The organism is Halorubrum sp. 2020YC2 (assembly GCF_018623055.1).
Taxonomy (GTDB): Archaea; Halobacteriota; Halobacteria; order Halobacteriales; family Haloferacaceae; genus Halorubrum.
Map to the genome: position 1 here is coordinate 400,161 of NZ_CP076019.1, position 14,512 is coordinate 414,672.

Annotated in this window: 11 protein-coding genes; 7 read left to right on the forward strand and 4 right to left on the reverse strand. The window is 66.8% G+C overall.

What is annotated here, in order from left to right:
• Nucleotides 1-30 precede the first annotated feature (30 nt).
• Nucleotides 31-1,968: an ABC transporter substrate-binding protein gene (locus KI388_RS02010; RefSeq protein ID WP_215087742.1), complete on the reverse strand. Its 1,938-nt coding sequence runs from the start codon at nucleotides 1,966-1,968 to the stop codon at nucleotides 31-33.
• 719 nt (nucleotides 1,969-2,687) lie between these two features.
• Between KI388_RS02010 and KI388_RS02015 the strand changes: the two genes are divergently transcribed.
• The 6 genes from KI388_RS02015 (at nucleotide 2,688) to KI388_RS02040 (ending at nucleotide 9,611) form a co-directional block, all read left to right on the forward strand.
• The gene (locus KI388_RS02015; RefSeq protein WP_215088715.1) at nucleotides 2,688-4,451 is read left to right on the forward strand and encodes an ABC transporter substrate-binding protein; all 1,764 of its coding nucleotides are present in this window, start codon (nucleotides 2,688-2,690) and stop codon (nucleotides 4,449-4,451) included.
• 84 nt (nucleotides 4,452-4,535) lie between these two features.
• A complete protein-coding gene (locus KI388_RS02020) occupies nucleotides 4,536-5,489 on the forward strand; it encodes an ABC transporter permease (RefSeq protein WP_251133185.1) in 954 nt (317 codons plus the stop codon).
• Entirely contained in the window at nucleotides 5,482-6,534 is a 1,053-nt protein-coding gene (locus KI388_RS02025) for an ABC transporter permease (protein WP_215087743.1), read from the forward strand. Before KI388_RS02020 ends, KI388_RS02025 begins: the two co-directional genes overlap by 8 nt.
• Nucleotides 6,534-7,610 carry an ABC transporter ATP-binding protein gene (locus KI388_RS02030; protein WP_215087744.1) on the forward strand — a complete coding sequence of 359 codons (1,077 nt, stop codon included), beginning with the start codon at nucleotides 6,534-6,536 and terminating at the stop codon, nucleotides 7,608-7,610. Before KI388_RS02025 ends, KI388_RS02030 begins: the two co-directional genes overlap by 1 nt.
• Nucleotides 7,603-8,931 (forward strand): oligopeptide/dipeptide ABC transporter ATP-binding protein, encoded by a 1,329-nt coding sequence (locus KI388_RS15530; RefSeq protein ID WP_303646319.1) that lies wholly within the window; start codon nucleotides 7,603-7,605, stop codon nucleotides 8,929-8,931. Before KI388_RS02030 ends, KI388_RS15530 begins: the two co-directional genes overlap by 8 nt.
• 140 nt (nucleotides 8,932-9,071) lie before the next feature.
• Nucleotides 9,072-9,611, forward strand: coding sequence for a hypothetical protein (locus KI388_RS02040; RefSeq protein WP_215087746.1), 540 nt, complete (start codon nucleotides 9,072-9,074; stop codon nucleotides 9,609-9,611).
• A gap of 39 nt (nucleotides 9,612-9,650) precedes the next feature.
• Here KI388_RS02040 and KI388_RS02045 read toward each other — a convergent pair whose 3' ends face one another.
• From KI388_RS02045 to KI388_RS02055, 3 genes are read right to left on the reverse strand one after another with little or no spacing between them, the layout of a single operon-like run.
• On the reverse strand, nucleotides 9,651-10,994 hold the full coding sequence (locus KI388_RS02045) for an oligopeptide/dipeptide ABC transporter ATP-binding protein (protein WP_215087747.1): 1,344 nt from the start codon (nucleotides 10,992-10,994) through the stop codon (nucleotides 9,651-9,653).
• The gene (locus KI388_RS02050; RefSeq protein ID WP_215087748.1) at nucleotides 10,991-12,106 is read right to left on the reverse strand and encodes an ABC transporter ATP-binding protein; all 1,116 of its coding nucleotides are present in this window, start codon (nucleotides 12,104-12,106) and stop codon (nucleotides 10,991-10,993) included. Before KI388_RS02050 ends, KI388_RS02045 begins: the two co-directional genes overlap by 4 nt.
• Nucleotides 12,103-13,314, reverse strand: coding sequence for an ABC transporter permease (locus tag KI388_RS02055; RefSeq protein WP_215087749.1), 1,212 nt, complete (start codon nucleotides 13,312-13,314; stop codon nucleotides 12,103-12,105). Before KI388_RS02055 ends, KI388_RS02050 begins: the two co-directional genes overlap by 4 nt.
• Nucleotides 13,315-13,557: 243 nt before the next feature.
• On the opposite strand from KI388_RS02055, the gene KI388_RS02060 reads away from it, so the two are divergent.
• The gene (locus KI388_RS02060; RefSeq protein ID WP_215087750.1) at nucleotides 13,558-14,499 is read left to right on the forward strand and encodes an ABC transporter permease; all 942 of its coding nucleotides are present in this window, start codon (nucleotides 13,558-13,560) and stop codon (nucleotides 14,497-14,499) included.
• Nucleotides 14,500-14,512: the final 13 nt, after the last annotated feature.

Here is a 14,512-nt window from a genome sequence, read left to right on the forward strand (position 1 = left end):
GTAGAGGACGTGTGGTGGAGGCGAGCCGAGCTACTCCCCGTATCTCCACGCCGGGAGGTTCCAGCCGTTGGAGAAGTTCTCGATGGGACCTTCGAGCCCCTCGCGGTACCCGACCGTGTCGTCGGGGAACGTGAGCATGATGTACGGCTGCTCCTCGGCGAGGTTGGCGAACAGCTCGATGAGCGCGTCCGCCAGCTCCTCTTGAGACGTCGCCTCTCGCGCGCTCTGGAACAGCTCCTCAGCGTTGAACCCCGGGTAGTAGCCGACGGGGTTGTACAGCGGGTTCGCGCCCTCGAAGAAGACGCTGTTAGTGAGCGGGTTCCGGGGATACGTGTTCAGGCCGAACACGACCTCCATGTCCCACGACTCGTTGGACGTGACGTTGCGCGGGCCGGGGTTGGTCGAGGTTGGCTGGGTCCACTCCACCTCCTCGCCGTTCACCGTGTCGACGAGCTCCTCCGGCACGCTGGTGACCTCGCCCTCCTCGTTCGTCTCGGGGGTGGGGTAGTCGGTCTGCGTCCAGTACTCGTTGTTGAACCGGGTCCCGTCGATGGCCTCGACGGTCACGTCCATCCCGAGGTTCTCGCCGAGTTCCTGCGCGATGAAGTCGGCCATCAACTGCTCGGTGTTCTGCCCGGCGCTGTGGTAGAGACTGAGCTGGACTTGGTTTCCGTCGGGGTCGACCATCGTCTCCCCGTCGAACCGGTAGTCGTACTCGGACTGCTCGAACGCGTCTTCGGCCAGTCCGCGAGCCACCTCGCTCCCGTAGTTGTCTCCGACGCCGAACGTCGGGATGTCCTCCTCCGGCGGGTAGAAGTTACTGAACCGCGGCTGCCACGTGAAGTGGGTCTCGGCGAAGTCTCGGAAGACGCCCTGGATCAGTCCCTCCTTGTCGATCGCGGAGGCCATCGCCTGGCGGAACGGCACGTGCCGGAACATGTTCCCCGGCCCGGTCGTCCACCCGTTGTCTCGCATGTTGAGCGAAATTTTCTCGTTGTACGGCTGCGGGATCCGGTTGACGTATATCTCGTCGTTGTTCTGGTACGATTCGACCTGGTTGGGCGGGATCGCCGCCGAGTCGACCTCTCCCGTCTCCAGCGCACCGAGCCGCGAGGCCTGCTCGCCTATCACGCGGATCTCGGCCTCCTCGAAGTACGGGGCCTCGCCGAACACGTCCGGCAGGTCCTCCGCGTCTTGGAGGTAGTAGTCGTCGTTCCGGCTGTATCGGGTTCCGCCGTCTCGCTGCCACTCGTCGAGGACGTACGGACCGAGGTTCCCCGAGAACTGGAGTTCGAGCAGCTCCTCGTCCTGTCGAAGCCCCTCGGTGTCTTCCTCTTCGACGTACGGCTCGAGAAGCCCCTGCGGAATCGGGTACAGCTGCGGCTCATAGCTCTCGGGCCACAGGAGCTGCGGCGTGTTCAGCGTCGCCTGGAACTCGTACTCTCCGGTCTCTTCGACCGTGACCCCGTCCCAATCCGCCGACGCGACCGAGCTCGCCCAGCTGCTCTGATGGACCTCCTGAATGAGGTAGACGAAGTCGCTCGCGGTCACCTCGCCGTACGGGTCGCTGAACTCGAGCCCCTCGCGTACCTCGAAGGTCCACACCTCGCCGTCCTCGGTGGACATGTCGTAGAGGAGCGGAACGTACTCGTTCTCCTCGTCGAACGTGTACCCGAGATCGAGCGCTCGGGCGATCGCGTTCCCGGCGCCGTTCTCGTCGTTGTATATCGGATTGAGCGTCGAGAAGGAAGACGCCGCGGCCGTCGCGTATATCTCCTCTTGGCTGAGATCGCTCGAACCGGAGCCGCCGTCGGAGCTGTTGCCCTCGCCGCCGCTGTCGCCGCCGTCGCCGCCGTTTCCGGAGCACCCCGCGAGCGTTACCGCGCCGGCGAGGCCGAGCGCGGAGAGCCATTGTCGCCGGTTGACGTGTCTGGGGTCGTCGCCATCATCCATGTCTCGAGATGACATACACCATGCTATGAACGAGTATACAAAAAACTTCAGACTCACTATCATCTCTCCAATAGATGTGTTGGTTTACTCAGATATGAGATATCTCTCACCTTCGTTCGATATTTCGAGGTTAGATAAAGTAGAATATCTCTTATCTGAGTGCCCCCGAGACCTTCTGTGAGAACGCGTCGACGCGGTCGCCGTTTACGGGGTGCTGCCAATACGAACTCCGTCCGGCGCGCCGCGTCTCCCGACCCGATACACGACGACATTGTTGTTCCGAAGCTGACGTATTCTGAAACAGTCTCATTTCAAATCGCAAATATTGGTTTGTTCCATAATCATTATTCATGTCTGATTGTCACCTGTTGAGCCTGTCTATTCATATTTCAAAATTTTTTTTTGGGCCTATAAATTTATATTATCTAATTATCGGTGCTGAATCCGTTTCACCGACGTATCGCAACATATTATAGTAGTCAGTTGTAGCTTGTTGTATGCCAAGTCGGCACAACGAACCTAACTCTAATCAAACGATCAATCGACGGAACGTCATCGTCTCCATCGGGACGGCTGGAGCGGCCGGTCTGGCCGGCTGTAGTGGCCAATCCGACGGCGACGACGGCGGTGACGGCGGCGACGGCTCCGATGGCGACGACGGCGGAGACTCGGAGGGGCTGTTCCCGCTCGACGTCCGGCTGGAGACGAACGCGGACAACGACGACCGCGTTCAGCTGGTCGAACTCATCGCCGAGTCGATGGGACAGACCGAGTACTTCAACACTTCGGTCGAGACGTTCGAGTGGAACACGTACACCGGCCGCGTGCTCGACCCCGAGTACCAGGAGAACGGCTACGTCCCGTGTATCGGCCTTTCCGGCACGTTCAACCCCGGGAGCTTCTGTAACGCGCTCCACTACTCCGAGAACATCGGCGCGTGCTGTAATCTCAACGGGATCGACGACGCCGAACTCGACGACATGATCGACGCCGCTCGGTACGGGCCGGAGGTCGCCGCCGACAACGAGCTCCGCGGCGAGCGCTACGACGAGGTCTGGAACTACCTCGCCGAGGAGCGGTACAGCTCGATCACGCACTTCGGGCTCGAGACCGCGGTGACCAGTACCGACATCCACGGCTACTCGGTGTACCCGTTCAACGAGAGCGTGATGAGCTACGCCATGTACGCCCCGCAGGACGAGCAGGTCATGTGGATCGACCGCGAGAACGAGGCGTCCGAGGAAGAAGAGGACCTCGCGGATCTCGTCGAGGGCGGCGCGCTCGCCGGTGGGCTCGGCGCCAACATCGAGTCGTTCGACCCGCCCCACAGCAGCGACACCACCTCGACGATGGCCCAGAACTTCATCTTCGAGGCGCTCACGACCAACGACCGGCAGGGGAACGTCTACCCGTGGCTCGCGGAGAGCTACGAGTTGCTGGACGCGACTGACGTCACCGAGGCCGACTACGCCGATTACATGAGTACGGTCGGCACCACCGATGAAGACGCCGTCGACACCGACGAGCAGGTCATCATCCGGCACCCGGAGGACAACCCGGCCGAGGACGACGAAGTCCGCGTTCTGCTGCCCGAGGACGCCGTCGAGGCGGCCGAGGACGGTACCTACGGGATGCACTACCGGTACGACCTCCACGAGGGGGTTCAGTTCCACAACGGCGACGAGCTCACCGCGTCGGACGTCGTCGCGACCTACGAGTACGCCGAGAACTCCCAACTGGCGCCCCAGACGTTCGACTCCGTCCTCGCCGTCGTCGAAGAGGACGAGTATACCGTCGACATCTACGCGCAGATTGCCGACGCGGAGGCCGAGCGCAACCTTCCGGGGCTGCTGATCCTCAACGAGAACCAGATCTCCGATATCGAGAAGGGGAGCCTCGACCCGCGCGAGGGCAACGAGCCCGTCGGCACCGGTCCGTACGAGTTCTCCGAGTTCGAGGACGAGCAGTACTTCGAAGTCACCAAGTTCGACGATTACTGGGTCGAGAGCGCCGGCGTCTCCGAGGCGTTCGACTGGTTCGACGGCCCGTCGGAGTTCCCCGACGGCCCCGTCATCGACTCCTTCGAGCTCGAGATCGTGCCGGACAACTCCACGCGATCGGCCGCGCTTCAGGAGGGCGAGATCGACCTGACCTACGGGCTCAACACGGGGACCCTCGACGACTTCGACTCCTCCGAGGACTTCATCCTGTACAGCACCGAGGCCGGCGGCTACACCTACATCCAGTACCCGGTGAACGTCGAGCCGTTCGACGACCGCCGGATCCGGCAGGCGATCAACCATCTCGTGCCGCGCGAGCAGATCGTCGAAAACATCCTGAACGGCTTCGGGAGCCCGGCGTACACCGACATCCCGTCGCTCGCCCGCGGCTCCGGGACAGCAGACTACGACGCGCTCGAAGAGAACGTGCGTCCGACCAACGAGTTCGATCAGGAGCGCGCCATCGAGCTGCTCGAGGAAGTCGCCGCGGAGAACTGACGGTCCGGCCACGGACCGCCTTTCAGAGTCTACACGCACACCCAACCACTGACAACTGATGGCTACCACCCTACCCACACGACGATGAGTCTCCAACGGTTCATCTTGAAGCGCGCACTGTCGATAATCCCGATCATGTTCGGCGTCTCGGTGATCACGTTCGGGATGTTTCACCTCACGCCCGGCGATCCAGTCTCGCAGCTGGTTGCGTTGAACCCGGACGTCAGCGCCGCCGAGGAGGCGGCACTTCGGGAGCGGTGGGGGCTCGACGGTCCCGTCTGGCAGCAGTACCTCGAGTGGATCTCGAACGTGATCGTCGGCGACTTCGGGGTGGAGCTACAGACCGGCCGCGAGGTGTCCGCCATCGTGTGGCGACGCCTCCCCGAGACGATCGCGCTCGGCCTGTTCGGCTGGGCCTTCGCGCTGATCATCGCGATCCCCGCCGGCATTTACGCCGCCGTCAACAAAGGGAAGTTCGGCGACACGGTCAGCCGCTTCCTCGCGCTGTCTGGCATCTCGATTCCGAACTTCTGGCTCGGGCTGATGCTGATCCTGATTTTCTCGCTGTACCTCGGGCTGTTCCCGGTGCTTGCGCCGTCCGAGCCCCTGTACCACCCGGATATGCTGTGGTACCTGCTCCTACCGGGGATCACGATCGGGACCGCGTCGGCCGCGAGCATCATGCGCGTCATGCGGACCTCGATGACCGAGGAGCTGAACAAGGAGTATGTGACTGCCGCCCGCGCGAAGGGGCTCCCGGAGCGCACGGTCATCCTGAAACACGTGTTGCGGAACTCGCTCATCTCGGTCGTCACCCTGGCGGCGACGCTTACGGCCTCGATCGTCGCCGGCTCCGTCGTCGTGGAGGTCGTCTTCAACTGGCCGGGACTCGGCCGGGAGTTCATCAACGCGATCAACCAACGCGAGATCAACGTCGTGATGGCGATCACGCTGTTCACGGGCTTCTTCGTGATCCTCGCAAACTTCGTCGCGGACGTCGTGTACGCGGCGCTCGACCCAAGAATTCGATATGACTGACGAACGACAGCACCACAGCGAACGCGGTCGCATCCGGGTCTCCGGGTTCGACTCCGAACGCGTGACGCAGCGCGAACCGCTCTCAGACTGGACCGAGGACGCCGGCGGCGAAACCGTCGGCCGCTGGCGGCGCGGTCTCCGCCGATTCATCCGAAACCGGGCGGCGATGGGCGCGCTGGTGATCGTCGTCCTCATGGCGCTGGCCGCGTTCCTCGCGCGTCCGATCGAGGTCGGCGGTGTCGTCGTCCAGCCGTTCTCGCTGGCCCCGTACGACCCGACGACGATCCTCTACCTTCAGGACCCCGCCGTGGACGTCTACGACCCGCCGTCGTGGCAGTACCCGATGGGCATCGACGGCTCCGGGCGAGACCTCTTCTCCCGGATGCTCGTCGGCGGCCGGTACAGCATCTCGATCGGGTTCATCGTCGTCGGGCTGACGGCCTCGATCGGGCTAATATACGGCGCCGTCTCCGGTTACTACGGCGGCAACGTCGACGAGCTCATGATGCGGATCGTCGACACCATCTACGCGTTCCCCGGTCTGGTGTTGGCGCTGATCATCATCGCCATCCTCGGCGGCGGCTACTGGCAGCTCGTGTTAGCGTTCAGCCTGTTCGGCTGGGCGGGCTACGGACGACTAGTCCGCGGCGAGGTGTTACAGATCAAGGAGAACGAGTACGTGATGGCGGCAAAGGCGCTGGGCGCGCGCGACCGGTCGGTCGTGTTCAGACACATCGCGCCGAACGCGATGCCGCCGCTCGTCGTGCTGGCGTCGCTCAACATCGGTAGCGTCGTGATCGGCGTCGCCGCGCTCGGGTTCCTCGGGCTCGGCTTGGAGCCGAGCACCGCCGAGTGGGGGACGATGCTCGATGCGACCCGCGAGACGCTCATTCAGGGCCCCGGCGGACGGATCCCCTGGTGGGCGACCGTGTATCCCGGCGTGGCCATCTTCACCTTCGTGATGGCGATGAACATGATCGGCGACGGGATCAACGACGCGCTCGACGCCCAGCAGACTGGCGTCGGTCGCGGGGGTGAAGAGTAATGGCCCTCCTCGAAATAAAGGATCTGACGGTCCGATTTTACACGCAGGAGGGAGTCGTCACCGCCGTCGACAACCTCTCGTACCGCATCGAGAGCGGCGAGAAGTTCGGCGTCGTCGGCGAGAGCGGGGCCGGAAAAAGCGTCACCGCGCTCTCCGTGCTCCGCCTCATCGAGAGTCCCGGCCGGATCGAGAGCGGGGAGATCCTGTTCAAAGGCGAGAACCTCCTCGAGATGTCGGAGTCGGAGATCCGCTCGATCCGCGGCAACGAGATCGCGATGATCTTCCAGGACGCCCAGACCGCACTCAACCCGGTGTACACGGTGGGCGGACAGATCGCCGAGGCGATCGAACACCACCTCGACTACAACTCCGAGGAGGCGCGCGAGCGAACGATCCAGCTGCTCGACCGCGTGGGGATTCCGGAGGCCGAGACGCGGTTTTCGGACTACCCCCACGAGTTCTCCGGCGGGATGCAACAGCGCGCGATCATCGCGATGGCGCTGTCGTGTGATCCGGACCTGATCGTCGCCGACGAGCCCACGACCGCGCTCGACGTCACCATCGAGGCGCAGATCCTCGACGAGCTCCGCGAGCTCGCCGACGAGTTCGACACGGCGGTACAGCTCATCACCCATGACTTGGGCGTCATCGCCGAGGTCTGTGACCGCGTGATGGTGATGTACGCCGGCAAGGCGGTCGAGAAGGCCTCTGTCGAGGAACTCTACTACGACCCGAAACATCCGTACACCGTCGGGCTGATGAGTTCGATCCCGCGGGTCGGCGACGAGCGCGACCGGCTCCAGACGATCCCCGGTACGATGCCCGACCTCGTCGAGCTCCCGTCCGGCTGTAGTTTCCACCCGCGGTGTCCGTTCGCGGAGGAAAAGTGTACGCGCACGGAGCCGCCCCTCACCGACGTGGAATCGGGCGAGGAGGCCACGCTCGACACCGAACACTCCGCCGCCTGCCTCGAGTACACGGAGGGGCTTTCCCAGGGGCTCACCTACTCCGTCGACGTCGACGGTCCGACGAGCGACACCGTCGAGCGGTACGTCGGGGGTGGATCCGATGAGTAAGTCCGAGCCGATCCTCCGCGTCGAGGGGTTAGAGAAGTACTACGAGTCGGCCAGCGGGTTCGTCGACAACCTGCTCGGACGGTCCCAGCCGGTGAAGGCGGTCGACGGCGTCGACCTGACGCTCCACGAGGGCGAGACGCTCGGCGTCGTCGGCGAGTCCGGCTGCGGGAAGACGACGCTCGGCCGCAGCATGCTCCGCCTGATCGAACCCACGGGCGGCTCCGTCTACTACAAGGGCGAAGACATCACCGACCTGTCCAGCTCGGACCTCCGGAACCTCCGGAAAGACATCCAGTACATCTTCCAGGACCCGTTCTCCAGCCTGAACCCGCGGCTGACCGTCGGCGACATCATCGGGGAACCGCTCGACATCCACGGCATCGCGGAGGGGGAGGAACGGACCGAACGGATCTACGAGCTGCTGGATACCGTGGGGTTGAACCCGAGCCACGCGAACCGGTACCCGCACGAGTTCTCCGGCGGCCAGCGGCAGCGGATCGGCATCGCCCGCGCGCTCGCTGTCGACCCCGAGGTCATCGTCTGTGACGAGCCGGTCTCCGCGCTCGATGTGAGCGTCCAGGCGCAGATCCTCAACCTCATGGAGAACCTCCAAGAGGAGTTCGGGCTCTCGTACGTGTTCATCGCGCACGACCTTAGCGTCGTCGAGCACATCTCCGACCGGATAGCGGTCATGTACCTCGGGGAAGTGGCCGAGATAGCGCCGACGGAGGAGGTGTTCGAACCGCCGTACCACCCGTACTCGGAGGCGCTCCTCTCGGCAATCCCCGAACCGGACCCGCTCTGGGAGGGGGAACAGATCTTCCTCTCCGGCACCGTCCCCTCTCCGCTGAACCCGCCGTCTGGCTGCCGGTTCCACACCCGGTGTCCGAAGGTGATCCGCGACGCCGACTACGACCTCTCACAGGAGACGTGGCGGTCGGTCATGGACATGAAGCTCCGGACGCGAGAGGCGGACTCCGTCGGATCGGTGACCGCGGAGCTCGAAGCCGAGGTGACAGGATCCCGGACGTCCCCGACCGACGCATCGCGCGAGCAGTTTGGTGAGATGGTCCGCACCGAGTTCGACCTCCCGGAGACCCTGTCGGACGACGACGCGGAGACCGCGGTCGCGGAGGCGATCGACCTGCTCCGCGACGAGGAGCTCTCCGCGGCGGCGACGGCGTTGGAGGACGCGTTCACCTCGCCGTGTTCGACGCACGAACCGGACGCCTACGAGGTGAGCGACAACCACCACATCTCGTGTCTCCGGTTCGACGACCGGTTCGACTCCGAGCGGGAACTGTTCGGTAACGCGGCGTAGTCGGCGCCCCGCCTTTCTCGTCCGGTGTTCCGCGTTTCGCCGTTCACCCCGAATTCCCCCGTTTTCGCCGGTTCAACCCCGCTTTCCGCCTGTCCGACTCCGGCGTAACGCTTTATCCTTCGACCCACGTAGCTACCCCAATGCGTCGGATCTACGAGTCGAACGCTCTCCACCGCGACGACGAGGAGGCGCACGCCCCGTCGAAGAAAGAGCGGAAGACCAAGCTTCAGTCGCTGCGCTCGGTCCCGTCGTCGACGCTGAGCGACCTCCTGATCCCGCGACGGCTGCGCCACCTACCGGTATCGGTCACCGTCGAAACGCCCGACGACGAGTACGAGGCCGGCGACCCCGTCCCCTTTACCGTGACCATCCGCAACCGCCTGCCGGTCCCGGTGTCGATCCCGACGGTCTCGCCGCTCCTCTGGGAGTGGAGCGTCGACGGCAACGTCGAGGCGGCCGAGGTCCCGATTCGGGACCCGCCGGACGAGGGGGGACAGCTGTCGTTCGACCGCGGCGAACGCAAGGAGTTCCGGAAGCGGTGGGACCAGCTGTTCAGGGTCTCCGAGCGGGAGTGGGAGCCGGCGGCGGTCGGGGACCACACGATCGGCGTCGCGGTCAACGCGACGGACGCCGAGAGCCGCGGCCTGACAGACGAGACGACGGTACGGATCGTCCGCTGAGGGGGTCGTCCGAATCCCGAGTCGGTGCCGCTGCCCGCGCTACCGCCCGGTCTCCGCGTCTCCGCCCGAGAGACCCGCCTCTACGCTCTCCCCCCGACCGTGTCGGAGACAGCTGACGGTTCCGGTCGCTTCCTTCTCCGTTTCGCTCCCGGTCGGGCGGGCGACGGCCGTCGGCGTCTCGCGTTCGCAGACGCTGGGGAACGCCGCGGCCAGTCTCTCGTCCGCGGCGTCGACGTCGCCGTCTGCCAGGGCCGCGGCCGCGTCGTCGACCGCGGCCTCTGCGTCCGGGTCGGGGATCTCCCCTTCGAGACCGACGGCGCGTCGGACCGCCGCGGCGGTACGTCCCCCGGGGTCGCCGTCGGCGCCCGTCGCCGTCTCGCTTCCGGGGTCACCGACCGCGCGCTCCGGGAGCTCTCTCGCCTGGACCGAGAACCGGAGCTCAGCGATCGCCCGCCAGGTCTCCGCGGACACCGAGAGGTCCTCGGGCGGTATCACGTCGGGACACCGAGGGTGGAACCGACAGCCGGACGGCGGGTCGCTCGGGTCCGGCACCGTGTCCGTGAGCGGCCGCCCGAGCTCCCGGTCCGTCGGGTCGAGCGAGGGGACCGAGGAGAGCAACACCTGGGTGTACGGGTGCGCCGGCTCCGCCAGCACGGTCTCGGTCGCGCCCCGCTCGACGATCTCACCGAGGTACATGACCGCGACCCGGTCGCAGCTCCGCCGGATGACGTCGAGGTCGTGACTGACGAACAGGACGGCGATGTCGAACTCGCGCCGGATCCGGTCCAACAGGTCGAGTATCTCGGAGCGGACCCGCGCGTCCAGCGCGCTCGTCGGCTCGTCCGCGACGATGAGGTCGGGGCTGACGACGAGCGCCCGGGCGATCGAGATGCGCTGTTTCTCGCCCCCGGAGAACTCGTGCGGGTACCGGTCTACGTCGTCACTCGAGAGGCCGACGCGTTCGAGGATGTCCGCGACGACCGCGCGTCGCCGGTCGGCGTCGTCGAGCCCGTGGATCCGGAGGGGTTCGGCCACCGCCTCCCCGACGGTCATCCGCGGGTCGAGGGCGTCGTTGGGGTCCTGAACGATCAGCTGGGTGCGCCGACGGAACTCCCGCAGGTCGCCTCCGGAAAGCTCCGAGACCGGATCCCCGTCGAAGCGGACCTCGCCCGCCGTCGGCTCTTCGATCCCCAAGAGGGTGTGGGCCGTCGTCGTCTTGCCGCTGCCCGACTCGCCCACTATTCCGAGCGCCTCCCCGCGCTCGACGTCGAAGCTCACCCCGTCGACGGCGCGGACCCGCCCGACCTCGCGCCGGAGCAGGCCGCGGGTGATCGGGTAGTGCTTCTCCAGGCCGCGGACCGAGCAGATCGGGTCGTCGGTCATCGCGACTCGCCCTCCGCGTCCGAGGGCCGCGTCGCGGCCGACTCCGCGGGCGCGCGCTCCGGGCCCCTCCCGTCTCGGCTGTCAACCGGCGAGGTCGCGTTCTCGCGGATCCGCGAGGCGTCCCCGTCCGGCCCGTAGTGGACGCACGACGCCGCGTGGTCCGGGTCCCCGGCGACCGAGCGGAACGCCGGCTGTCCGCCGCCCGCGCACTCGTCGACCGCGTGCGGGCACTCCGCTCGGAACCGGCAGCCGTCGGTCGGTATCTCGGCGCGGGCGGTCCGCTCCGCGACGGACGCGCCCGCGCGCTCGCCGTAGCTGTCGAACAGCGCCTGCGTGTACGGGTGCGAAGGGGTCGAGAACACCGACTCGACCGGGCCGCGCTCGACGATCGTCCCGCCGTACATGACCAGCACGCGGTCCGCGACGGCGGCGACGACCCGCAGGTCGTGGGTCACGAGCAGGATGCTCGTCCCGTCGCCGGCGATCGACCGGAACAGGTCGAGCAGCCGCGCCTGGACGGTCACGTCCACCGCGGTCGTCGGCTCGTCGGCTATCAGCAGGTCCGGGTCCCCCGCCAGCGCGACCGCGATGGCGATCCGCTGTTGCATCCCGCCCGAGAACTCGTGCGGGTGGCTGTCGAGGCGCTCGTCCGCCCGGGGGATACCTACCCGGCGCAGCAGGTCGACGGCCCGGTCCCGCGCCGCCGACCGGCTCACGTCCTCGTGGATCCGTATCGGCTCCGTCACCTGTTTCCCGACGGTGTACACCGGGTCGAGCGCGCTCTGCGGGTTCTGGAACACGTGCGCGATCCGACGCCCCCGGACCGACCGCAGCGCCGCCGCCGACCGGCCGGCGACGGACTCGCCGTCGAACTCGACGGCGTCCGACGACACCTCCGCCGGGGGCTGGGGGACGAGACCGGTGAGCGACTCGCAGGTGACGCTTTTCCCGCTACCGGACTCCCCGACCAGACACACCGTCTCGCCGCGCTCGACGTCGAAGCTCACCCCGTCGACCGCGTGGAGCCAGCCGTCGTCGGTCCGGATCCGCGTCCGGAGGTCGCGCACGGAGAGGAGCGGGGTCTGGGGGGATCCGCCGCGAGAGCGAGTCACGACCGGTCACCCCGCGGGTCGAGGGCGTCGCGAACGCCGTCTCCGAGCGTCTTGAACGCGACGAGCGTCGCCGTCAGCGCGGCGGCCGGGAGCGACGACACCCACCAGATCCTGTAGGCGGGCTGGTCGGCCCGTTCCTGTAGCTGTCCGGCGACCGCCGCGTTGGTCGACTCGCTGATCGTCGACCCCCACGAGTAGGTGCCGATCTCGTGGAACCCGAGGAACGCGACGCCGGCCTCGATGAGGACGAACAGCGCGAGCAGCTGGAACACGGCCGGAACGAGCGTGTTCGTGCTGTTGGGGAGGATGTGCCGCCGAGCGATGTACGCGCCCGACGCTCCGAGGCTCCGTGCGACGAGGACGTACCCCTCCTCGCGGCGCTGGATCACCTCGCTGCGGACTAATCGTGCGATCCCGCCCCAGCTGAGCAGTCCGAACGTCGCGAGCAGCAGCAGGAGGGAGGGACCGTAGTAGGCGTAGCCGATGAAGTACAACAGGAGCGCCGGGATACACAGCTGAACGTCGACGTACGACGACAGCAGGTCGTCGACGACGCCGCCGCGGATCCCCGCGACGACGCCGACCGCCGCGGCCAGCGGAACGATGAACGCCGCCGAGATGACGGTCACGTACGCCGCCGTGCGCGCGCCCTCGACGAGGAGGTACCCGAGCGGGTGGCCGCGCTCGTTAGTCCCCAGCGGGTACTCCCATGCGCCGTGACACACCCGATCGAACGCGCCGCCCGTCTCGACGCCGAGACACTCCTGCGGGGGAACCGTGCTGGCGAATCCGACGGGCGGGTGGTAGGCGTGCTGGAACCGGAGCGGGGGAGCGTCGCCCAGCGCCGGGCCGGCGACGCCGACGGCGACGACCCCGGCGACGAACGCGCCCGAGAGGAACACGACGGGCCGTCGTCGAACCGCCGCTCGGAGCGAGGCGCGCCGCCGACGGAGCCGCCTCGCGAGCGGGACCGCGCCGTACGCCGCGACGACCGTCACGGCGAGGAGGAACACCCAGTCGAGGGTGACGGGACGCCAGCCACCGACCAGGTGTAGTCCCGCCGACCGCGCCTGGTAGACGCGACCGAGCGCGAGGAGCAGCACGCCGACCGCCAGCGTCGCCCGCTCGGCCGTGACCGTTCGCTTCGAGCGGTGAATCTCGTCCCAGTCGAGGTCCTCGAACTGCGGGTCGTCTTCTGTCGGCGGCATGCGGAGGGTGACCGTAGTATCGACGCACGGTGGTTAAAACCACCTGACGGATCCGCGACGCCGCGACAAATATCATCCGGCGTTTCGGGTGAATCAACCGGAGAGCGCCGGGCCCCGCCCGTGATTTAATATCCCTCCGCTCGTGGTGCCCGCAAACGTGTCCTCCGAACCGCCCTCGAAGCCCTCGCACTTCCCGGGGGCCGCCGACGCGACGGCACAGGCGCCGAACCCGGGTGAGCACCGGTGACCCCGCTGCGGATCCTCGCGAAGCGGGTCGCGATGGGTCTCGTGACCTCTTGGGCCGTCCTCACGACGATATTCGCGCTGTTCACGCTCACCGAAGACTGGGTGCTGTCCGGACAGATCGGCGCCGCCAGGTTCGCCGGCGAGAACGACCCGGAAGCGCTCGCGGCGATCCGAGCGGAGTACTTCGCGGCGCGCGGACTCGACAGGTCGCTGACCGACGCGTACGTCGACTGGCTCGGGAACATGGTGACGCTTGACTGGGGGAGTTCGATGGCCACCGGCGAACCGGTGTTCCCGCTCGTCGCGGACGCCGCGGCCCGGACGGCCGCGTACGTCGTCCCCGCGCTCGTCTTGGCCGTGGTCTGCGGGGTCTCGATCGGGATGTTCGCCGCGTTATACCCGAAGAGCCGTCTCGGGTCCGGCGGCGTCGCGGCGGCGTACCTGCTGTTCGCCGTGCCGACCTTCTGGCTCGGCGGGATGCTCCTGTCGTTCACACTCGACGGCCGGATCGACCGCACGCCCCTCGTCTTCGACCACCTGCTCCCGATCGGGCTGACGTTCACCGCGCTGCTCGGCGGGTACGTCAGCTACTCGCGCGCTCACTCGCGGGAGTACGCCACCGCGGAGTTCGTCTCGCTCGTCAGGGCCAAGGGCGCGTCGGGGTACCGGGTCGCCTCCCACGTCCTCCGGAACGCCGCGATCCCGTTCTTCTCGATGCTGTTCACCGAGGCGCTCGGGCTGCTCGTCCTCGCGACCTTCGTGATCGAGGTGCTGTTCGGCATCGAGGGGTTCGGCCTCCTGTTGTTGCGGGCGGTCGCTGACCGCGACCTCCCCGTGCTCCTCGGCGGGACCGTCGTGGTGATCGCGGTCGGGGTGCTCGGGAACATCGTTCAGGACATTGCGTACGGCTACCTCGACCCGCGGGTCGAGATGGGGTAGAAACCGCCCCGAC

Bases quoted from the DNA above. Each gene is read 5' to 3' on its own strand.
- KI388_RS02010 (WP_215087742.1), bottom strand. From the start codon at position 1,968: ATGTCATCTCGAGACATGGATGATGGCGACGACCCCAGACACGTCAAC.
- KI388_RS02020 (WP_251133185.1), top strand. From the start codon at position 4,536: ATGAGTCTCCAACGGTTCATCTTGAAGCGCGCACTGTCGATAATCCCG.
- KI388_RS02025 (WP_215087743.1), top strand. From the start codon at position 5,482: ATGACTGACGAACGACAGCACCACAGCGAACGCGGTCGCATCCGGGTC.
- KI388_RS02030 (WP_215087744.1), top strand. From the start codon at position 6,534: ATGGCCCTCCTCGAAATAAAGGATCTGACGGTCCGATTTTACACGCAG.
- KI388_RS15530 (WP_303646319.1), top strand. From the start codon at position 7,603: ATGAGTAAGTCCGAGCCGATCCTCCGCGTCGAGGGGTTAGAGAAGTAC.
- KI388_RS02040 (WP_215087746.1), top strand. From the start codon at position 9,072: ATGCGTCGGATCTACGAGTCGAACGCTCTCCACCGCGACGACGAGGAG.
- KI388_RS02045 (WP_215087747.1), bottom strand. From the start codon at position 10,994: ATGACCGACGACCCGATCTGCTCGGTCCGCGGCCTGGAGAAGCACTAC.
- KI388_RS02055 (WP_215087749.1), bottom strand. From the start codon at position 13,314: ATGCCGCCGACAGAAGACGACCCGCAGTTCGAGGACCTCGACTGGGAC.